The organism is Sphingobium sp. MI1205, from assembly GCF_001563285.1.
Lineage (GTDB): Bacteria > Pseudomonadota > Alphaproteobacteria > Sphingomonadales > Sphingomonadaceae > Sphingobium.
On record NZ_CP005188.1, the window covers coordinates 191690 to 213488 of the forward strand.

Consider the following 21799-nt stretch of genomic DNA (forward strand, 5'->3'; position numbering starts at 1 on the left):
GGGTTCCGGGCGATCGCGCAGCGTCGAGAGGGGGCGCCTTGATGCGCGTGTCCATCGGTCTGGCGCGCCGACCCGGCGTGCCGGACCTGCGTATCCGGCTCTAGAAAAAGGCGAGCAGTATGGCGCCCAGTCCGACCCGATACAGTACGAAGACGGTCATCGACTTTGTCCGCAGAAACCGCATCAGGCCGGCCATCGTGATGAAGGCGGCGACGAAGGTCAGTACGCCAGCGACGAATGCATCCCATTGCATCTCGCGCGTCGCCTCGGCGAGGTCGAGCCCTGCGAGAAGCCCGGCTCCGGCAACCGCCGGGATCGACAATAGAAATGAGAAGCGCGCCGCTTCGGCGCGGTGGAAGCCCAGTACCCGCGCCGCCGTCATGGTCACGCCGGAACGGCTCGTACCCGGAATGAGAGCCAGCGCCTGGGCGAGCCCGACGATGATGGCGTCCTTCAGGCGCATGTCCTCGTAGTGGCGTTCCTGCCGCCCCCACCGATCCGCGGCGCCTAGCAAAAGCCCGTAGAAGATCAGGTTAAACGCGACGAGATCGGTCGATCGGAACTGGTCGAGAAAGCCGCCGGTCTTGAGAAACAGTCCGACCAGGACCGCCGGGATCGTGCCGATGACAATCCAGAGGAACAGGCGCTTTTGCTCGTCGGCGCGCCCCACTCCGACGGTGGCCAGCCCACCTTGTGCCAGACCGCGCACATCGCGGAAGAAATAAATGATGATGGCAAGCAGCGAGCCGACATGGACCGCGACGTCGATCAATGGACCCTGATCTGGGAAGTCGGTGAAATGCGGGATGAGGATCAGGTGACCGGATGAGGAGATCGGGAGAAACTCGGTGATGCCCTGAACGACGGCGATGAGCAGTTGCTGGAAGAAGGTCATGGGTCGATCAGGATCCCTATTGTATCGAATTGAAAACTTCTGGCTGTATTAAGCGACGGGGTTTGTGAGCCATTGTCCCGAAGTCGCGCTTTGAAGCCTCGCTGGAAATGCGACAAGCCGGCTAGCTTAAGCCAAACCCTCGGCTGGCAAGGCCGGCTTTCCGCTGGTTTAATCCTCTCCTGCTACCTTGATCGGCTTTCCGAGCATGGCTCGCACGTACACGCGCTGGATCAGGACATAGACGACTATCGTCAACGGTGCCGCGAGCAGCACTCCAATGAAACCGAACAACAGGCCGGCGGCAAACACCGCGAACAGCAGCACAGCTGGCGGGACATCCACCGCATGCTTCTGAATCATGGGCTGCAGGAAATTGCCCTGCAGCTGCTGGATGGCGAGGAACAGGAGTAGCGTCCAAAGCGCCGTCATAGGCGTTACGGTGAAGGCAAGGAGGACAGCGGGAACACCCGCGATAACCGGACCGACCATGGGAATGATATCGAGCAGGCCGGCGATAACGCCAAGCCCGCCCGCCGCAGGCACGCCGAGCAGCGCGAGCCCTGCCCAGGTCAGCCCGGCGACGACCATTGACGAGACTGCCTGACCAACCATCCACCCGCGCAGCCCGACCGAGGCATCATTGAGCGCCAGAGCGGCAATTTCTTCGGCTCTTGCAGGGATAAGGAGAAGCAGTCCCCTTCGATAGGTCGCAGGGTCGCTCGCAAGGAAGATCGCAGCGACAAGCACAAGGACGAAGTCGGCCAAGCCACTGCCGGCGGCCATTGCATAGCCTCCAGCCTGCGACGCGAGGCGGGAAATGTCGTCACCGCCGATTTCGGCCAGCTCCCGCACCCGCTCGCCCAGTCCGTAACGGTCGAGGAAGCCTTCGACCGCCTGAATGGCGCGCGGAACCGTCTCTCGGATCGTGTCGAATTCACGCGCGAGCTGCGAGCCGAATAGCACGAATGCGCCGATGAAGAGCGCAAGCATGCCGATCACCGATAGCGCAAGTGCAACCGGACGCTTCATCCGAGTTATGCGGCAGAGCCAGGAGGCGATCGCGTCGAAGACTGCCGCGATCACGACTGCTGCAAAAACGAGCATCAGGAAGCGGGTCAGTTCGATCGCAAGCCACGCCATGCCCACGATAGCCACGACGATCAACGTGGCGATGGCGATCCGTCCATGATCAAATTGCAACGGCGGCAGCGCTGTCTCGCGCCGTCGTTCTGCTGCGAGTGCTTCGCCAGGATTATTATCGCTCATACAGCGCTTGTATCGTGGATGGACTGCCGCGCAACCTCTGGCGGCGTATCAGCTCGCTCGTGAAATGCATTGCATAGGCGCGTCGCCGCCCGCGCGGCCAGCGATGCAAGACTCTTTCTGGAGCGCGCCGCGAAAGTATCGGCTGACGTTTGCCGACACGCCCGAGGAGAGCGATGCGGAAGGTTGAAGCGACGAAGGCCCGTTTCCTCGGACCCATCAGGGCCACGATCCTGCTGGTCGCGGGCGTCATGGAAATGCGCCTCAGCCCTGCAAGCCCGGACTGGCGATCACTGGCAACCCCGAACTGCCCTGCGTCTCTGTTTCCTGGCCCCCTTTTGCAAGACGGCCTCAGTTCGACCACGGATTTCCTTTCAGCCCCGGTCAGAACCGGGCGCGAACGCCTCCAAGCGCAAGGCGCGGTGCGCCGGGGCGCGGACGCGTCCTGATGATGCCGTCTGATGATGCCGTATCAGGATGACGACGATAGAAATCCGGTAGGATACTCCGGCCCCGCCGCCGTGCTGACGGGGCTGCCACGAACTATTCGACGACATGAACACCGACTGATCGTGCCGCTCGCCGAAGCACGATCATGGGGAAGGGCGGTGACTTCCCTCGCCGCTTCAATCTCACGCTACGATGCTTGATGCGGGATCTGGAGGAAGTCGAAGCGTGGCTGGAAGAGCGCCGCGTGCCCTCTTCCGTGGCGATATGGAGCGACCGGCAGATGGTCTGATAGAGGGCAAAGCCGATCGCTTCATCGTCGACGACCATGTCGATGCCTTCGCGTCCAGCTTCGAACCGATGGCCACGGGCCAGAGCATTGAAGAGCCCCAATAGATATTTCATGAATCCGAACCAGATGGGACGGCGGATCGACCTTCCGGCCGCAGCAAATAATTGGTGTTGATAAGCCTGGGAGAGTCGGTATCTGGTAACGCTATCATAAATTGAAGGAGGCGAGGATCATGAGAGCGACGATTATGCTGTCGCGTCGGCGACTGCTTACGGGTGCGGCGGGAGCCGGCATGTGCGCGGCTATCTCGAAAGCCTCTGCAAGCACCTCTTGGAGCACGGTCGCAGGCCGCCGACAAGAGTTTCCGCTCATCACCGATGGATCGCCAGCCACCCTCGTCGTTGAGGAGAGTGCGGATTCGGCGGTCCATTTCGCCGCCCGATGCTTGGCCGAGGATATCAGACGCGCATCCGGACGGTCGCCACAGGTTCATACCGATGTGGGGGCGACAAACGGTCCGGTCGTGCTGATCGGCGTCCTGGGGCAAAGCCCGGCCATCGATGCGCTGGTGGCGGGGCGGAGGATCGACGTGTCCCGCATCAGGGGCCAGTGGGAAGCCCATCTCCGCCTGGTGGTCGACCGACCATTTCCAGGCGTGCCGGAAGCGCTCGTCATCATCGGCTCCGACCGTCGCGGGGCAGCGTTCGGGGTCTACGACCTGTGCGAGCAGGTCGGCGTGTCGGCATGGCACTGGTTCGCCGACGTCCCGGTCCAGCGTCGGCAAAATGTCACCATCCCGTCGGAACCCCGGATCGACCAGCCGAAGGTTCGCTACCGCGGCTTCTTCATCAATGACGAGGATCCCTGCTTCAGCGGATGGGCCAAAAAGAAGTTCGGCGGCATCAATGCGGCGATGTATGCGCATGTGTTCGAACTGCTGTTGCGGATGAAGGGCAATTATCTCTGGCCCGCCATGTGGGCGCCCAAGGCGTTCGCCGCCGACGACCCCAATAATATGATCGTCGCCGATTCAATGGGCGTCGTGATCGGCAATTCCCATCATGAACCGATGCTGCGCGCCCAGGACGAGTGGCATCGACATACGGACCAGGGCGTCACCGGCGGCCTTTGGGATTATACCAAAAACGGTGAGAACCTTCGCGCCTTCTGGCGCGGCGGCATCGAAAGGATGGTCTCCAAGGGCAAGGGGCAGGTCTATGAGTCGCTGGTCACCGTGGGCATGCGCGGCGACGGCGACGAGGCCATGGTGGAGGGCACGGCGACCGAGTTGCTTGAACGCATCGTCGCCGACCAGCGCAAGATCATCGCGGAGGTCACGAAAAGACCGGCCAGCGATACGCCACAGCTCTGGGCGCTCTACAAGGAAGTACAGGACTATTACGACCACGGCATGAAGGCGCCCGACGACGTCACGCTGCTGTTCGCGGATGACAATTGGGGGCAGATTCGCCGGCTTCCGCCTCTGGGTTCGCCGCCCCGCCTAGGCGGCTATGGGGTCTATTATCATTTCGATTATGTCGGGGTTCCGCGCAACTACAAATGGCTCAACACCAATCAGATCGAAAAGATCTGGCAGCAGATGGATCTGGCCTATCAGCGCGGCGCCAGACAGATATGGATCGCCAATGTCGGCGATATCAAACCGATGGAATTTCCTCTGGGTTTCTTCCTGTCGATGGCATGGAATCCCGAAGCGATGACGCCCGAAGCCCTGCAAGCCTATCCGCACGCCTGGGCGCGAGCAAGTTTCGGCCCGCACCAAGCCGTCGAGATTGGCGACATCATGACGACCTACAGCAAATTGGCGGCGCGGCGTAAGCCCGAGCTGATCGATCAGGACAGCTTTCCCCTGGGCGAGGCGACGGCGGAAGCTCTGGACGGCGCCGAGTTCGGCCAGATGGTCGATGAGTGGAACGCGCTGGAAGCCCGTATGCTGGCGGTACGCGGCAAGCTGCCGCCGGAGCAGGCGGACGCCTATTACCAGTTGCTTGAATTCCCGGTCTCCGCGATGGCCAACCTCTATCGCCTTCATTATTCCACCGCCTGGAACCGGAAACTCGCCGCGTCGAACGACGCGCGCGCCAACTATTTCGCAACCGAGGTCGAGACGGCCTATGCGCGGGACGGTGCCCTGACCGAGCGCTATCATACGATAAACGGCGGCAAGTGGGATGGCATGATGAACCAGGTCCACATGAATTACGTCATCTGGAATGATCCCACGCAACAGACGATGCCCAGCATCATCCGGGTCGGCGGCGATACGCCAGACGGCAAGCGGCGACGCCAGCCGACCTTCGTCACATCTGCGCCCCGCCAGCCGGGAATCGTCGCGCGCGAGGCAGGGACGTTCAATCGCGCGCATCATGGTCCCGGCCTGCGATGGACGAACATTCCAAATCTTGGGCGCACGGCAGGCGGCGTTCTCGCGCTGCCGCAGGGGCAGGCGGCGACGAGCGAACGGGATGGCGTCCGTCTCGAATATGACATGGTCATGGACAGGCCCGGCCCCGCGACTCTCACGCTGTTCCTTGCGCCGACCCTGGACACGCTCGGTCAGGGCGCACTGCGTATCGGCGTTTCCATCGACGACCAGCCCGTCCAGCCGCTCACGGCCCGGCTCGAAGCGACCGGCGGCGCGCAGGACACGCCGGGCAAGCAGGCCTGGGCGGAGGCTGTGCGCAACAATGTCGTCAGGCTGTCGGCGGAACTCGGCCCTCTTACGGCCGGCAGGCATGTCGTAAAAATCTGGCGGCTGGACGACAATGTCGTGCTCCAGAAAGTCGTGCTGGCGACCGTGCCCTTACCCCCGTCCTATCTTGGACCGACCCCCACCTAAAACGGCACTTTGCTGCCACCGGAACCGGCGAGACCGATCCTCGTCATCGCCGCGCCAGGATATGCATCGCGGCGCGGACACCCTGGGTCTCCAGCAGATCTAGCCAGCGCAGCAGCGCCGCGCGGAAGACGACATTGCCGCGCAACGCGGGCCGCATGACGGGATCAAAGCCCAATATCGCGTCCACCCGCTCGCCCGCGCTGTTCGCGTCGGCCAGGCAGGTCGCGATCGGCCCCGCCAGCGGATCGTCGACCAGATGCGTGCCGCCGACATCATCCCGGCCCGCCTGCCAGCGGATCCAGGCGGCGACCGCCAGCGACAGCGCGTCGATCCCGTGCCCCGCCTCCAGCCGCGCGGCGATAGGAGCCAGCAGGCGCTGCGGCAGCTTCTGCGATCCGTCCATCGCGATCTGGCGCGTGCGGTGCTGCAATGTCGGATTGTCGAACCGGCCGATCAGGGCGCGGCGATAGGCGGCGATGTCCAGTTCCGGCGGCGGGTTCAGCGTCGTCTCGCTCTCATCCCACAGCGCCTCGACGAAGGCGCGCGCCTGCGGCAGCGCCAACACTTCATGCACATGGTCGATGCCGGCGAGGCCACCCAGATAGGCGATGCCGCTATGCGCGCCGTTGAGCAGGCGCAGCTTCGCCTCTTCCCACGGCGCGACATCCGCAGTCAGATGCACGCCCGGTCCAAAGTCCGGCCGGGGACCGCAGAAATCATCCTCGATCACCCATTGCAGGAACGGCTCGGTCTTGACCATCGCGCGATCCTCCACCCCAATCCGTGCGGCAAGAGCGGCAATGTCGGCATCGGTCGTGGCGGGAACGATGCGGTCGACCATGGTCTGCGGGAACGCGCCCCGTGCCGCGATCCAGTCCGCGAGCGCCGGATCGTGGCGCCGCGCCAGGCCGGTCACCGCGTCGCGCAGGCGCGCGCCGTTGTACGGCAGGTTATCGCAGGAAATGGCCGTGAAGGGCGCTTGGCCGGCCGCACGGCGCATGGCCAGCGCGGCGACCAGATAGCCCGGCGCGGTCTGAGGCGCATCAAGGCTGGCAAGGTCCGCCGCCAGTTGCGGGTCGCCTTCGATCAGGGCGCCGGTCGCCGGGTCGAGCTTGTAGCCTTTCTCGGTGACGGTTAGAGTGACGATATGCGTATCGGCATGCGCAAGGGCGGCGAGCAGGTCTCGCGGCGCTTCGGGGGCGACGATCACGTCCTGCACGGCGCCGATGATCCTTGCCTGCTCGGCGCGCCCGTCGCGGACGACCAGCGTGTAGAGACCGTCCTGCGGCGCCATTTGGTCGCGCACGGCAGGCGACCGCAGCGAAGCGGCGGTGATCCCCCAGCGTAGGTCGCCGCAGTTTAGGGCATCGTCGAAGAACACCGCCTGATGCGCGCGATGGAAGGCGCCGATGCCCAGGTGAACGACGCCGCGCTTGACAGCGGCCCGGTCATAGGCCGGGCGCAGGACATCGCCGGGCAATCCGTCGATCGTCGCAGAGGACAGGCGGCTCACAGCTTGTAGGCCGCCTTGACGAGATCATAGGAAAGAGCGCGCGCCAGTTCAAAGGCTTCGTCTTCCTCCAGCCGATGCTCGGCGACGAGTTGCGCCAGCCACGCGCAATCCATGCGCCGCGCGACATCGTGCCGCGCCGGGATCGACAGGAAGGCGCGGGTGTCGTCGTTGAAGCCGACGGTGTTGTAGAAGCCGCCGGTCTCGGTGGCCCGCTCGCGGAACCGGCGCATGCCTTCGGGGCTGTCGTGGAACCACCAGGGCGGCCCCAGCTTGAGGGCCGGATAATGGCCCGCAAGCGGCGCCAGTTCGCGCGAATAGACATCCTCGTCCAGCGTGAAGAGGATCAGGGTCAGGCGCGGGTCGTTGCCGAAACGGTCGAGCAAGGGCTTCAGCGCGCGGACGAACTCGCCGGGAAGCGGAATGTCGCCGCCCTTGTCCCGTCCGAAGCGCGCCAGCACCTGGCGGTTATGGCTGCGATAGACGTCGGGATGCAGCTGCATCACCATGCCGTCCTCGGTCGACATGCGCGCCATTTCGGTCAGCATATGGCCACGGAACAGCTCGGCTTCCGCCGCCGTCACCGGTCCCGCCACTACCTTGGCGTAGAGCGCCTCGATCTCCGCCGGCGGAAGGTCGGCGGTGAAGGCGCTGGGATGGCCATGGTCGGTCGATGTCGCGCCCGCTTCACGGAAATCGGCGCGGCGCTTCTCATGGGCGCGCAGGTAACCCGTGAAGCTGCCCGCATCCTCGCCCGCCATCGCACAGAAGGCGCGGACATTATCGGCGAAACCGGGCGTCTCCGGATCCATGACGGGGTCGGGACGATAGGCCGTGACCACCCGTCCCTTCCAGCCGCTCTCGCGAATGACGCGATGGTGATCGAGCGGATCGAGCGGGCCTTCGGTCGTCGCGATCAGTTCGATATTATAGCGTTCGAACAGCGCGCGCGGGCGGAAGGCGGGCGTCTTCAGCGCAGCATCGATGATGTCGTAATAATGATCGGCGGTTTCCGCCTCAAGCCGGACGTCGATCCCGAAGGCCTCGGCGAAAACCCAATCCAGCCACATCCGGGACGGCGTCCCCCGGAACAGATGATAGCGCTCGGCGAAGCGCCGCCAGATGGCGCGCGGATCGGCTTCGACCGGGCTGCCGTCGACCGTGGGAACGCCGAGCTGGTCCAGCGTCACGCCCTGGCTCATCAGCATGCGGAAGACATAGTGATCGGGGACGATCAACAGTTCCGCCGGATTGGCGAAGGGCTGGTCATAGGCGAACCAGCGCGGATCGGTGTGCCCGTGCGGGCTGACGATGGGCAGGTCCTTGACCGTCGCATAGAGAGCCCGCGCGATGTCACGGCTACGCGGATCGGCGGGGAATAGCCGGTCGGGATGGAGTGTCAGCGGTTTCATGCAGCGTCCTTCGCCAGGCCTTCGGTGGAGACCGGCGCGTAAGTCGGATTGATGAAATGATAGACGGCGAGCGCCAGCAGATAGGCGATCCCGCAGAAGGCGAAGATCGGCGTGTAGCTGCCCACGCTGTCGAGAACATAACCCGCATATTTGGCCATCAGCATGCCGCCCGCAGCGCCAGCGAAACCGCCAAGACCAATGATCGAACCCTGCGCCCAGCGCGGGAACAGGTCGGCAGGCATGGCGAAGATATTGGAAGAAAAGCCCTGATGCCCTGCGCACGCTAGTCCGATCAGCAGCACAGCGATCCAGAGGCTGGGCGCCTGCTGGGCAAAGGCGACCGGCACCGCCAGAAGCGCGCATCCCAGCATGGCGAGCTTGCGCGCGCGATTGGCCGAAAAGCCTAGCCCCAGCATCCTGGACGAGGCATAACCGCCAGCGATCGATCCGACGTCGGCAAGTAGATAAACCGCGATCAGCGGCGGGCCGAAACCCTTCAGATCGACACCGTAACGACGCGAAAAGAAGTCCGGCAGCCAGAACAGAAACATCCACCAGACAGGATCGATCAGGAAACGGCCGATGATATAGGCCCAGGTCTGTTTCAGCCGGAACAGCGCGCGATAGGGGATCGGCTTTTGCTCGATCGGTGGATCGCTTTCGATATAGGCGACTTCCTCCGCCGTGGCCATCGGATGCTCGCGCGGCCGACGGTAAAAGGCGATCCATACGACCAGCCAGATGATGTTGACCGCGCCGGTGATCCAGAAGGCCGCGCGCCAGCCCATGGCCAGCACGATCACCGGCACGATCAGCGGCGTCACCAGCGCGCCGATATTACCCCCGGCGTTGAAGATGCCTATGGCCAGCGCCCGCTCACGCTTGGGAAACCATTCGGCAGCCGCGGCGATCGCGGCGGGGAAAGTGCCACTCTCACCCAAAGCCAATGGCAACCGCGCGATCGCGAACCCCATGGTCGATGTCACCAGAGTCTGCGCGAAGTGGCCAAGTGTCCACACGCCGACAGCTACGGCATAGCCGACCTTCGCCCCGACCTTGTCAATGAACCGCCCGAACAGCAGGTAGCCGATGCCGTAGGCCGCCTGAAACCAGAAGGCGACGTCGGCATAGCCGGGCTCGGTCCAGCCATATTCCTGCTGCAAGGACGGCTTGAGCACCGACAGCACGAGCCGGTCGACATAACTCAGCACCACGGCGGTGAAGATCAGCGCGCAGACGATCCAGCGGATACGGCCGGATGGTTTGGGCGATATTTCGGCGTTCATCGCCCTCTCCCGTCTCGAATTCCGTCATCCCCGCAAAGGCGGGCACGCGGGTTGGGGTTTGTCACCAGTTAAACATCGTCCCGTCCTCCAGCCGGTTCACCGGCAGGAAGGCGCGGGAATATTCAAACTTTGCGGCCAGTTCCTCATCCAGCTCGACGCCCAGGCCCGGCTTGTCGCCCGGATGCATCTCGCCGTTCGCGAAGGAGTAGGCGTGCGGGAAGACGGCGTCGGTCTCGGCCGTGTGCCGCATATATTCCTGGATACCGAAATTCGGCACCGACAGGTCGAAATGCAGTGCCGCCGCCATGCACACGGGCGACAGGTCGGTCGCGCCGTGGCAGCCGGTGCGCACCTGATAGAGGTCCGCCAGCGCCGCGATCCGGCGCAGATGGGTGATGCCGCCGGCGTGGACCACCGTCGCGCGGATATAGTCGATCAGCTGGTTCTGGATCAGGTCCTTGGCGTCCCAGATCGAATTGAAGATCTCCCCCACGGCCAGCGGCGCCGTCGTGTGCTGGCGGATCAGCTTGAACGCCTCCTGGTTCTCGGCAGGAGTGGCATCCTCCAGCCAGAAGGGGCGATAGAGCTCCAGATCCTTGCCCAGCCGCCCCGCTTCGATCGGCGTCAGGCGATGGTGGATATCGTGCAGCAAGTGCACGTCCCAACCCAGCGCCTCGCGCGCCGCCTTGAACAACTCGGGCACGACGCGAAGATATTTGGGTGTGTTCCAGACATTCTCGGTCGGCAGGTCCGCGTCGGCAGGTTCGTAGAAATATTTGTCCTTCGATACGCCATAGGTCGACGCCATGCCCGGCACGCCACATTGCAGCCGGATCGCCTTGTACCCCTGCGCCTGATATTCGAGCGCGACCTTGACGGTGTCCTCGATCGTCGTGCCGTTGGCATGGCCATAGACCATCACGCCCTCGCGGCTCGCGCCCCCCAGGAGCTGGTAGACCGGCAGGCCCGCGACCTTGCCCTTGATGTCCCACAGCGCCATGTCGACGGCGGCGATCGCGGTCATCGTGACGGGACCACGCCGCCAATAGGCGCCCTTGTAGAGATATTGCCAGATGTCCTCGATCCGGTGCGCATCCTTGCCGATCAGGCAGGGGATGACATGATCGGTGAGGTAGCTCGCAACCGACAGTTCACGCCCGTTGAGTGTCGCGTCGCCAAGGCCCGTAAAGCCCTCGTCGGTCTCGATCTTCAGCGTGACGAAGTTGCGGCCCGGACATGTGACGATGACCTTGGCGCCGGTGATGATGGGCATGGGCGATCCTTATTCAGACAATTTCGAGCGTGACGGATTGGAGCGTTTGGCTATCGGGGCCGACCATGATGTCGAACTGCCCCGGCTCGACCACTTCCTGCATATCGAGGTTCCAGAGCGCGAAGGCGTCCGGTCCCAGGGTGAACCGCACGGTGCGGCTTTCGCCGGGCGCCAGCGTCACCCGCTCGAAGCCCTTCAGTTCCTTGATCGGCCGCGTGACCGAAGCGACGCGATCGTGGACATAGAGCTGCACCACTTCGTCGCCGGCGCGTTCGCCCATATTGCGGACATCGACTTCGACAATGACCTCGCCCCCGACACCGATGCGCGGAGCCGACAGGCGCGGCGCGCCGATTTCGAACCGCGTGTAGCTGAGCCCGAAGCCGAAGGGGAACAGCGGCTCAATGTCCTCGAAGACATAGCCCCGCCGCGCCGACGGCTTGCGGTTGTAGAAGACGGGAATCTGCCCCGCGTCGCGGGCGACGGTCACCGGCAGCTTGGCGCCCGGATTGACGTCACCGAACAGGATGTCGGCCATGGCAGTGCCGCCCTCCTGCCCCGGATACCAGCATTCGAGCAGCGCGTTGGCTCCTTCGACGACGGAGAGATAGCTGGGTGGGCGCCCGTTGATCGCGCAAACGACGACGGGTTTCCCGGTCGCCTTGATCGCCGCGAACAGGTCGTTCTGTTCGCCGACGAGATCGAGGCTGGTGCGGTCGCCGAGATGGTTGACGGCGAAGCCCTCGCGGCTGGTCTGCTCGGTATCGCCGATGGCCAGGATGACGATATCGGCGGTCTTCGCGACGTCTACGGCCTCGGCGATCAGCTGCCGGTTCTTCGCCGGATCGGCCAGAAACACCTCATCGACCGAACGGTCCTCGCTCTGCGTGATGAACACGCCTTGCGCATGCACCACCTCGGCCTTGCCCTTGAGCTTGGCCTGCACCCCTTCGAGCAGTGAAACTGTCTGACGGGGCGTGCTGGAATAGCCGCCCAGGCGCGCCACGGCCGCGTTGGGACCGATCACCGCCACCTTCCCCTGCGCGCCCGCCTTGAGCGGCAGAGTGCCGTCATTCTTGAGCAGGGCGATCGACCGTTGCGCGGCCTTGAGCGCGAGCGCCCGCGCCTCCGCATTACCGGTCAGCCGGTCATAATCTTTCTGCGGCCAGGGATTTTCGAACAGGCCCGCGCGGAACTTGAGAGTCAACATCCGTGTGCAGGCGGTGTCGACAGCCTCGAGGGGGACGGTGCCCGCGCGGACCTGTTCTACGAGTGTCCGATAGGCCAGGCCATCGGGCAGCTCGCAATCCACTCCCGCCCGCAGCGCAGCCCGCGCAGCGGCCTGGAGATCAGGCTGGACATGGTGAATGGTATCGAGTTCGGGGACCGCGCCATAGTCGCTGACGACCGCGCCATCGAAATCCCATTCGCCGCGCAAGATATCGTGCAGCAGCCAATGGCTCATATGGCTCGGGACACCGTCGATCTCGTTGTAGCTGGGCATCACCGCCGCGATGCCGGTGCGCCTGACGACGGCGCGGAAAGGCGGAAAGAAATTCTCGCGCAGTTCGCGCTGCGAGATCGGCGCCGGGGCAATGTTCTCACCGCTTTCGGGCTGGCCGTGGCCGGTCATGTGCTTGAGCGTCGCCATCACCTTGCCGGGGCCGATCTCCTTGCCTTCGCCCTGCAGGCCGAGAACGGCGGCCACACCCATCTCCCCGCATAGATAGGGGTCCTCGCCGAACGTCTCCTCGATACGCCCCCAGCGCGGATCGCGCGCGATGTCGACGACGGGCGAGAGCGCCAGGTGGACGCCGCGTGCGCGAACCTCGCGCGCAATGACAGACTGCACGTCCTGCATCAGTTGGCGGTCGAAACTGCCGGCAAGACCGATGGCCATGGGGAACATGGTGGCGTCGGTCGCCATATAGCCGTGCAGCGATTCCTCATGGAACAGCACGGGAATGCCGAGCCGCGTTTCTTCGACCGCCCATTTCTGGACGGCGTTGACGAAGGCGACGGTGTCAGCCGGGGTACGCCAGCGCGCACCGACGCCGCCCGCCTGGGTCGAACCGTTAGGTGCACCACGCCGGTCCGAGGGCCGCGTGATCTGACCGAAGCTCGCGGGATAGGCGGCGCTGGCCTTGGCCGGGGAGAAGGTGAGATCGTCCATGATCTCGGCCTTGGTCGCCCAGAGCGCGATGATCTGGCCGACCTTTTCTTCGAGGGTCATCCGCCCCATGAGGTCCCGCACGCGCAGGTCGATGGGCGCGGAAGCGTCCTTGTAAAGCGGCTTGCTCGTGCGCGCGATGGCAGGCGCGGCGCCCACCAGCGATGTCGTCGCGAGCAGGCCTAGGACGTGCCGACGGGGAAGCGCGGTTCCGATCACGGCGTGACCCTCAGCGTCGTCGACTTGAGATCGACCGAGCTGTTGCCGGTCATGATCTCGAACTCGCCCGGCTCAACGACGCGCTCCATGCGGTCGTTCCACATCTGCAGGCTTTGGGGTCCGACGGCGAACTGCACCGTGCGGCTTTCGCCGGGCTTCAGCGTGACGCGCTCGAAGCCCTTCAGTTCCTTCACCGGCCGCGTGACCGAGCTCACCTTGTCGCGAATGTAGAGCTGCACGGTTTCGTCGCCCAGGCGCGCGCCGGTATTGCGGACATCGACCGACACCGTGACAGTGCCGCCCGGCCCCACTTGCGCAGCCGAAAGCCGTGGCGGCGAAAGCTCGAAACTCGTATAGCTGAGGCCGTAACCGAAGGGATAAAGCGGCGCCGTCGTATCGAACAGATAGCCGCGCCGGGCGCTTGGCTTGTAGTTGTAGAACATTGGTAACTGGCCGACCGAGCGGGCAATCGTCACCGGCAGCTTGCCGCCCGGATTGACGTCGCCGAACAGCACGTCGGCCATAGCGTTGCCGCCCTGCTCTCCGAGATACCAACCCTCGACCAGCGCGTCCGCCTGTTCCGAAATCTTGACCGTGGATGCCGGACGGCCATTGATGAGCACGACCGTCATCGGCTTGCCCAATGCCTTCAGCGCGTCGAACAGCTCCTGCTGCTCGCCCACCAGGTCGAGGCTGGGTCGGTCGCCCAGATGATTGTCGGCCCAGCCTTCGCGGCTCGACTGCTCGGTATCGCCCAGCGTCAGAACGATGCGATCGACGCCCTTCGCCGCTTCCACCGCCTGCGCGATCAGCTTGCGATTTTCCGCCGGATCGGACTTGGTAACGCTGTCCGCCCACCAGTCGTCATTTTCGGTGATTTTGACGCCCTGCGCGAAGACGATCGTCGCGCGGTTGCCGACCTTGGCCTTGATTCCGTCGAGGATCGAGACGGTGTGCGGGGGCTGTCCATAATAGCCGCCCAACCGCGCAACCGCGGCGCTGGGGCCGAACACGCCGATCGTGCCTTCGGCTTTGAGCGGGAGCATGCCGTCATTCTTGAGCAGCGTGATCGACCGCTGCGCAGCCTTCAGTGCGAGTGCGCGCGCCTCCGCGTTGTTGGTGATCGCGACGGATTGTGCGGCATCGGCATAGGGGTGTTCGAAAAGACCGGCGCGGAACTTGAGCTCCAGCATCCGGCGCACGGCCTGATCGACCTGCGCCTCGTTCACGCGTCCTTCCCGCACCGCCTTGGTGAGCGCCGCATAGGACAGGCCGTCGGGCAGATCCGCGTCTACGCCCGCATCGAGCGCGCGCTTGGCAGCGCCCTCCAGATCGTCGGTGATGTGATGGATGCTCTTGAGCTGGTCGATCGCCGAATAGTCGCTGACCACCGCGCCGCGAAACCCCCATTCGCCGCGCAGCACATCGTGTAGCAGCCAGCGGCTTGCGTGGCTCGGCACGCCGTCGATTTCATTGTAGCTCGCCATCACCGCTTCGATGCCGGTGCGCTTCACGACCTGCTCGAAGGGTGGGAAGAAGTTCTCACGCAGTTCGCGTTCGGAGATCGGCGCCGGGCCGACATTGGTCCCGCTTTCAGGCTGGCCATGACCGGTCAGGTGCTTGAGCGTGGCGAACACATGGTCGGGACGCAGCAGGCGTGAACGCCCCTTGCCCTGCAGCCCCTCGACCGCCGCGACGCCCATCTCACCGACAAGATAGGGATCCTCGCCATAGGTTTCCTCGATCCGGCCCCAGCGCGGGTCCCGGGCGATGTCCACCACCGGCGAAAGCACCAGACTGACGCCGCGGGAGCGGACTTCGCGCGCGATCACCTTGTTGACGTCGCGCACCATGTCGGGGTCGAAGGACGATGCCATGGCAATCGACTGGGGAAAGCTGGTCGCGCCGACGGCGGCGTAGCCATGCAACCCCTCCTCATGGAAAAGGATGGGAATTCCGAGCCGGGTCTCGGTCGTCGCCCAGCGCTGCAGCGCGTTGACCAGCGCGATCGTCTGGCGCGCATCGCGTCCCGGCGCGACACGGGGACTGACGGCGCCCTTGGCATCGGAAGGGCGCGCAAAGTGGCCGAGGCCATTGGGGAATTTCGATCGCAGCTTGGCGGGATCGAGCTGGAGCTTGTCGTCGAAGATCGCGACCTTGCCTTCCCACACGGTCGTGATCTGCGCGACCTTCTCCTCCAGCGTCATCCGCGCCAGCAGGTCGTCGACTCGCGTCTCGATCGGGAGCGACGCGTCCTTGTAGGGCGCTTTCGCGAGGGCGGACTTGGCCGCGGGCGCCCCCAGCAGCGGACTGACCGGCGCTGCCGCCAGCAGGGCAAGGACCGAAGCGGCGCTTAAAATCTTATGGGATCGCAACAGGACACCCCTCTCTTCGTGACAAGGCGACATTTGGCTTGCCGTCGCTCAATTGATAGCGTTACCATTGCGCATGCCATAATGGCTTGTCAATGCCCTTCGACCGGCATCGACAAAGCCGATATCGGGAGAGTGAAGAATGGCGTTGCGCCTTTATTGCTGCATGATTGCGCTGGTCCTGACGCTATTGGCGCCGGGCGTGCGGGCCGAGGACGGCTATGATCTGTGGCTGCGTTATCCAAAGGCGCAGGGAAGCGCGCTCGCGGGGCTCTCGAAACATAGCCGAGCGATCGTCGCGCCGGGGCGCTCGCCGACCGCCCTGCTAGCGCGCGACGAGTTGGTCCGGGGCATCACTGGCCTTGTCGGGCGCGCGCCAACCATGGAGACGGCACCTCGGGACGGTGCCATCTGGCTCGCGACTCCCGCCGATTCGCTTGGCCTGGCCAAACTGCCCCTGCAGCTCGATGGCCTGGGCACCGAGGGATTCGTCATCCGTAGTCTCGGCGTCCGCGGTCAGGCGGTCACCGTCATCGCCGCGCAAACCGACCAGGGCCTGCTGTACGGCGTCTATCATTTCCTGCGCCTGGCCCAGACCGGGCAGGCGCTGGACAGGCTCGCCGTGCGCAGCCTGCCGCGCGTCGGACTGCGCCTGCTCAACCACTGGGACAATCTGGATGGCATGGTGGAGCGCGGCTATGCCGGTTCGTCGATCTGGGACTGGTGGCGGCTACCCGATTGGAAGGAGCCCCGCTATACCGATTATGCGCGCGCCAATGCGTCGATCGGGATCAATGGTACGGTCCTCAACAACGTGAACGCTCAGTCGGACAGCCTGACCGCGCCCTATATCGCCAAGGCCGCAGCGCTGGCCGATCTGTTCCGCCCCTATGGGATCAAGGTCTATCTGTCGGCGCGCTGGACTGCGCCGATGGAACTGGACGGACTGAAGACTGCCGATCCGCTCGCGCCGGAGGTTGCAGCCTGGTGGAGGGCCAAGGCCGACGAAATCTATCGCGCGATCCCCGATTTCGGGGGCTTTCTGGTGAAAGCGAACAGCGAAGGCCAACCCGGTCCGCAGGATTATAAGCGCACCCATGCCGACGGCGCGAATATGCTCGCCGCCGTCGTAAAGCCGCATGGCGGCATCGTGATGTGGCGCGCCTTCGTCTATGCGCAGGACAATCCCGACGACCGCGCCAAGCAGGCATATTCGGACTTCAAGCCGCTCGACGGGAAATTCGCCGACAATGTGCTGGTCCAGGTGAAGAATGGAGCGATCGACTTCCAACCGCGTGAGCCCTTTCACCCCCTGTTCGGCGCGATGCCCGCCACGCCACTGATGATGGAATTCCAGATCACCAAGGAATATCTGGGTCAGTCCACCCATCTGACCTATCTCGGCCCGCTGTTCCAGGAGACACTGCAAAGCGACACCTTCGCCAAGGGCAAGGGGTCGACCGTGGCGAAGATCGTCGACGGATCGCTCGACGGTCATCGTCTGACCGGCATGGCGGGTGTCGCCAATATCGGTACGGATCGTGACTGGAGCGGATCGATCTTCAATCAGGCCGACTGGTATGCCTTCGGCCGCTTCGCCTGGGATCCCGACGCATCAGCCGAAGCAGTCGCCCGGGAGTGGGCGATGCAGACCTTTACCGCCGATCCGCGCTTCGTCGATCCCGTCGTCGGCATGATGATGGGATCGCGCGAGGCGGCGGTCGATTATATGACGCCGCTCGGCCTGGCGCACATGATGGGCACCGGCCATCATTACGGACCTGCGCCCTGGGTGGCGGATCTGGCGCGGCCGGAATGGAATCCGGTTTATTATCATCGCGCCGACAGCAGCGGCATCGGGTTCGACCGGACCGCCACCGGCAGCAATGCCATCGCGCAATACGCGCCGCCGGTCGCCCGGCGGCTGGCCGACCCCGTGACGACGCCCGAGCGCGAACTGCTATGGTTTCATCATGTCGGCTGGGACAGCCGGCTCGCATCGGGCGATACGCTGTGGAACAGTCTGGTGCGGCGCTATGACGCGGGGGTTGCCGCCGTCGAAGACATGATGGCCACATGGCAGGGGCTGCGCCCCTTTGTCGATCCCGCGCGGTTCGCCAAGACGGAGACGTTCCTGACGATCCAGAGGCGCGAGGCCCGCTGGTGGCGGGATGCGTGCGTCGCCTATTTCCAGTCGATCGCCAAACGCCCGCTTCCCCCCGGCTCGGCCGCCCCCCCACACTCCCTTGAATGGTACAAGGAGCAGAGCTTTCCCTATGCGCCGGGCAACCCCTGACCGGCTGCGCAGGTTGATGCTGGCAGCAAAGACCGGGGAAGAACATTTTTGCCGCTTTTCCCCTTAGCTTTCGTCACCATTGCCGCTAACCCGTTCGAACGGTGGTCAAGGTCGATTATGCGCAGAGTGACGAGAGTTCTTAATGGATAACAGGACGTCGCGGCGGCAACGCAACGCGCCGACCATAAATGATGTCGCCCGGCATGCCGGCGTGTCGCCCATGACGGTGTCGCGGGTCATCAACAGCGAACATGTCGTGAAGGCGGAGACCCGCGAAAAAGTCAAAAGCGCGATCGAGGCGCTCAACTATGCGCCGAGCGCCGCCGCGCGCAGCCTGGCGGGCGGCGAGGAGATGCGAATCGGCCTGCTCTACAGCAACCCGTCCTCCTCCTATCTCAGCGAATTCCTGATGGGCAGCCTGGACCAGGCAAGCCGCAGCAACGTGCACCTGGTCGTCGAGAAATTCGGCGAGGATATGTCGGTCAAGAATGTGGTGAACCACCTGGTGCGCGGCCGGATCAACGGCGTCATCCTGCCGCCGCCCCTATGCGATTCGCTGGAAATGCTCCGTGCGCTCGCTGCCGCGATGATCCCCGCCGTCGCCGTCGCCACCGGTCGCACGCCCAAGCGCATGTCGGCGGTCAGCATCGATGACGAGGACGCGGCCTATGCGATGACGCGACATCTGATCGCGCTCGGCCACGTGCGAATCGGCTTCATTCGCGGCAATCCCGATCAAAGCGCGAGCGAGCGCCGCTACAAGGGCTATGTTCGCGCCCTGACGGAAGCGGGGATCGCGGTGGATGATCAACTAGTGGCACAGGGGCTGTTCAGCTATCGATCGGGCCTGGATGCGGCGGAACAGATACTGGACCTGCCCGAACCGCCCAGCGCGATCTTCGCCAGTAACGACGACATGGCCGCCGCGACCGTCGCCATAGCACACCGGCGCGGGCTGGACGTGCCCGGCGACCTGACCGTGTGCGGCTTCGACGATACCCCGCTGGCGACGACCATCTGGCCGGAACTGACGACCATACGCCAGCCGATCAGCGACATGTCGCGCGCGGCGGTCGACCTGCTGGTGCGCGAGATCAGGGGTGGCAAGATGGAAAAGGACGGGCCGCCCAGCCACATCCTGCTCGACTATGCGCTGATCCGCCGCCAATCGGACGCCGCGCCGCGCCGGCGCCCGCGCAAAACCTGACAAATCTCGCCTAATCTTCGTCCACGCTCAGAGCGATGCTCATCGTCAGCATGCGTGACTGACCCGGCTCCAGTTCGTCCATGCCGTCCGGCCGGTTGATCACGTCGGGCATGTGGCTCACCGGCTCAAGGCAGAGAAAACCGGCGTCCGGCGGGCGATAGACATGCAGACCGCGCGCGCCCGTGGCGGTAAGGGTCAGCCGCCGCCGGGCGTGATCGCTGAGGATGGCGACGCCGTCCCATCCCGCATAATAATGGTCGATCAGGCTGGTCCCCTTCGCGGCTGCTCCGGTGGACCAGTCGCCAAGCCCATCGGCCGGTGCAAGCGCCAGCGGCAGATGATCCGGCGGCTCGGATAACCAGAGCCCCGCCGCCTCGAATTGCAGAAAACTTGCCCGACTGATCGGGAAATAGGGGTGGAAGCCCAGACCGACCGGAGCCGTCCCGGTCGCGTCGTTCCGCAGGACAAGACTGATCGTCAGCCCTCTGCCGGTCAGTTCGATCCGCTGCGTCGCGCTGTAGGGCCATGGCCAGGCGTCACTTCCCGGATGATCGTGGCACAGCGTCGCGCTATCCGGTCCCGCGGCCTGCACCTCCCAGCGCGACAGCCAGCCCAGACCGTGCAGGCTGTGGGGATGATCCCCGAAATTGCGCGGCAGACAATAGTTGCGGCCGCCAAAGGCGAAACGGCCATTTGCGACCCTGTTGGCATAGGGCACCAGCGGAAAGCTCGCCATGGCCAGCGGATCGCGCGCATCGACCGGTGCGGGACGCAGCATGTCCTCACCGCCGATCCGCCATGCGAGGAGCGCGCCACCCCGGTCGGGCGCGAGCGACACTTCCGCATCGCCTGCGGCAAGACGTACGATGTTCAGCCGACCATATCCTCAAGCTCGCGTCCCTTGGTCTCGCGGACCATGGCCCGAACGAAGAAGAAGGACGCGAAGGCCGCCAGCGCGTAGAACCCATATGTAACCGGCAGGCCGATCCCGGCCGCGAGCGCGGGAAAGCTGACCGACACCAGGAAGTTGGCGGTCCACTGCGCGAAGCCGGCCACCGCCAGCCCCGATCCGCGAATCTGGTTGGGGAACATTTCGCCCAGCATGACCCACATGACCGGACCCCAGCTGAGATTGAAAAACACGACGTAGAGATTGGCCGCAAGCAGCGCCACCACGCCGGTATTGTCCGACAGGCGCAGGCTGCCGTCGACGAAAGACCCGGTCGAAAAACAGATCGCGACAACCGCCAGCGTAATCGCCATGCCCGCCGATCCGATGAGGAGCAGGGGCTTTCGACCGACGCGATCGATCAGGAACACGGTCGCCACGCACGCCATGATCGACAGCGAACCCGACAGGATGTTGATCAACAGCGCGTCATTCTCGCTGAAACCCACCGACTGCCACAGGACCGCGCCATAATAGAAGACGATGTTGATGCCGACCAGTTGCTGGAAAACGGCCAGGCCGATGCCGGTCCACACCACCGGGCGCAGCTTGCCGCTGGTCTTGTCGATCAGATCGGAAAATCGGGGGCGGTGATGATCCACCGCCAGGCTCGCGCCGATCTCGGCGACCTTGCGGTCCGCTTCGGCGGCGCCGAACAGCCGCGTCAGCACCTTGCGCGCATCATTCTCCCGGCCGCGCGCCATCAGGTAACGGGGACTTTCCGGGATGAAGAGCAGCGCGAGGAAATAGATGCCCGCGGGGATGACCTGCATCCAGAACATCCAGCGCCAGGCCGGCAGGTCGAGCCACAGCGTCGCCATCGATCCTCCGGCCGCATGGGCGAGCACATAATTCGCCACGAACGCCCCGGTCAGGCCAGTGATGATCATGATCTGCTGGATCGACGACAAGCGGCCGCGAATGGCTGCCGGCGTGACCTCGCTGATATAGACGGGCGACAATACGCTCGCCGCGCCTACGCCCAGCCCTCCAACCAGTCTCGCGGCGATGAACAACAGAGAGGAGGTCGCTGCTCCGGCCGCAAGGGCGCTGGCCACGAACAGGAGCGCGGCGATCATCATCACCGTTCGCCGGCCGAGCACGTCCGCCAGCCGGCCAGCCAGGAATGCGCCGACGGCGCAGCCGATCAGAATGGCGCCGACGTTCAGGCCCGTCCCCAGCTTCGAAAGGTCGAACGCATGTTCCAACCCGTCCTGCGTGCCGTTGATGACGCCTGAATCATAGCCGAACATGAACCCGCCGATCGTCGCCACGGCAACGATGGCGGCAATAAACGCCATGTTGACCCTTTCGATGTTCCCCTCGCGCATCCCAATATCCTCTCTTC

The 21799-nt window shown here is 64.4% G+C and carries 14 protein-coding genes; 4 read left to right on the forward strand and 10 right to left on the reverse strand.

Annotation, left to right across the window (positions count from 1 at the left end):
• Positions 1–100: 100 nt before the first annotated feature.
• Positions 101–895 carry an undecaprenyl-diphosphate phosphatase gene (locus tag K663_RS00970; protein WP_062112995.1) on the reverse strand — a complete coding sequence of 265 codons (795 nt, stop codon included), beginning with the start codon at positions 893–895 and terminating at the stop codon, positions 101–103.
• A 168-nt stretch (positions 896–1063) separates the two neighbouring features.
• Positions 1064–2161, reverse strand: a complete 1098-nt coding sequence (locus tag K663_RS00975; protein WP_083535788.1) for an AI-2E family transporter — start codon at positions 2159–2161, stop codon at positions 1064–1066.
• Positions 2162–2833: 672 nt separating this feature from the next.
• On the opposite strand from K663_RS00975, the gene K663_RS24755 reads away from it, so the two are divergent.
• Both K663_RS24755 and K663_RS00990 read left to right on the forward strand, forming a co-directional pair.
• A complete protein-coding gene (locus tag K663_RS24755; RefSeq protein WP_235589476.1) occupies positions 2834–3001 on the forward strand; it encodes a hypothetical protein in 168 nt (55 codons plus the stop codon).
• A 128-nt stretch (positions 3002–3129) separates the two neighbouring features.
• A complete protein-coding gene (locus K663_RS00990) occupies positions 3130–5757 on the forward strand; it encodes a glycosyl hydrolase 115 family protein (protein ID WP_062113004.1) in 2628 nt (875 codons plus the stop codon).
• A 43-nt stretch (positions 5758–5800) separates the two neighbouring features.
• Here the strand turns inward: K663_RS00990 and K663_RS00995 are convergent, their stop codons facing one another.
• The 6 genes from K663_RS00995 to K663_RS01020 all read right to left on the reverse strand — a co-directional run bounded on the left by K663_RS00995 (position 5801) and on the right by K663_RS01020 (position 16035).
• Complete coding sequence (locus K663_RS00995) at positions 5801–7270, reverse strand: mannitol dehydrogenase family protein (protein WP_062113007.1); 1470 nt, start codon at positions 7268–7270, stop codon at positions 5801–5803.
• Positions 7267–8679, reverse strand: a complete 1413-nt coding sequence (gene uxaC / locus K663_RS01000; protein WP_062113010.1) for a glucuronate isomerase — start codon at positions 8677–8679, stop codon at positions 7267–7269. Before uxaC ends, K663_RS00995 begins: the two co-directional genes overlap by 4 nt.
• Positions 8676–9965, reverse strand: a complete 1290-nt coding sequence (locus K663_RS01005) for an MFS transporter (RefSeq protein WP_062113013.1) — start codon at positions 9963–9965, stop codon at positions 8676–8678. The genes uxaC and K663_RS01005 overlap by 4 nt, the downstream gene beginning before the upstream one ends.
• Positions 9966–10026: 61 nt before the next feature.
• Positions 10027–11238: a D-mannonate dehydratase ManD gene (gene manD, locus K663_RS01010; RefSeq protein ID WP_062113016.1), complete on the reverse strand. Its 1212-nt coding sequence runs from the start codon at positions 11236–11238 to the stop codon at positions 10027–10029.
• A gap of 13 nt (positions 11239–11251) precedes the next feature.
• The gene (locus K663_RS01015; RefSeq protein ID WP_145902302.1) at positions 11252–13624 is read right to left on the reverse strand and encodes a glycoside hydrolase family 3 N-terminal domain-containing protein; all 2373 of its coding nucleotides are present in this window, start codon (positions 13622–13624) and stop codon (positions 11252–11254) included.
• Positions 13624–16035, reverse strand: a complete 2412-nt coding sequence (locus tag K663_RS01020) for a glycoside hydrolase family 3 N-terminal domain-containing protein (protein ID WP_201026659.1) — start codon at positions 16033–16035, stop codon at positions 13624–13626. Before K663_RS01020 ends, K663_RS01015 begins: the two co-directional genes overlap by 1 nt.
• Before the next feature lie 106 nt (positions 16036–16141).
• Here K663_RS01020 and K663_RS01025 point away from each other — a divergent pair, with 106 nt between their 5' ends.
• Together K663_RS01025 and K663_RS01030 are read left to right on the forward strand one after the other, a co-directional pair.
• The gene (locus K663_RS01025; RefSeq protein WP_062113022.1) at positions 16142–18295 is read left to right on the forward strand and encodes an alpha-glucuronidase family glycosyl hydrolase; all 2154 of its coding nucleotides are present in this window, start codon (positions 16142–16144) and stop codon (positions 18293–18295) included.
• Positions 18296–18437: 142 nt separating this feature from the next.
• Positions 18438–19502, forward strand: a complete 1065-nt coding sequence (locus K663_RS01030; RefSeq protein WP_062113037.1) for a LacI family DNA-binding transcriptional regulator — start codon at positions 18438–18440, stop codon at positions 19500–19502.
• A gap of 10 nt (positions 19503–19512) precedes the next feature.
• On the opposite strand, the gene K663_RS01035 is transcribed toward K663_RS01030, so the two are convergent.
• Together K663_RS01035 and K663_RS01040 are read right to left on the reverse strand one after the other, a co-directional pair.
• On the reverse strand, positions 19513–20340 hold the full coding sequence (locus K663_RS01035) for an aldose 1-epimerase (protein ID WP_235589477.1): 828 nt from the start codon (positions 20338–20340) through the stop codon (positions 19513–19515).
• A gap of 32 nt (positions 20341–20372) precedes the next feature.
• The gene (locus K663_RS01040; protein WP_062113041.1) at positions 20373–21782 is read right to left on the reverse strand and encodes a sugar porter family MFS transporter; all 1410 of its coding nucleotides are present in this window, start codon (positions 21780–21782) and stop codon (positions 20373–20375) included.
• Positions 21783–21799 lie beyond the last annotated feature (17 nt).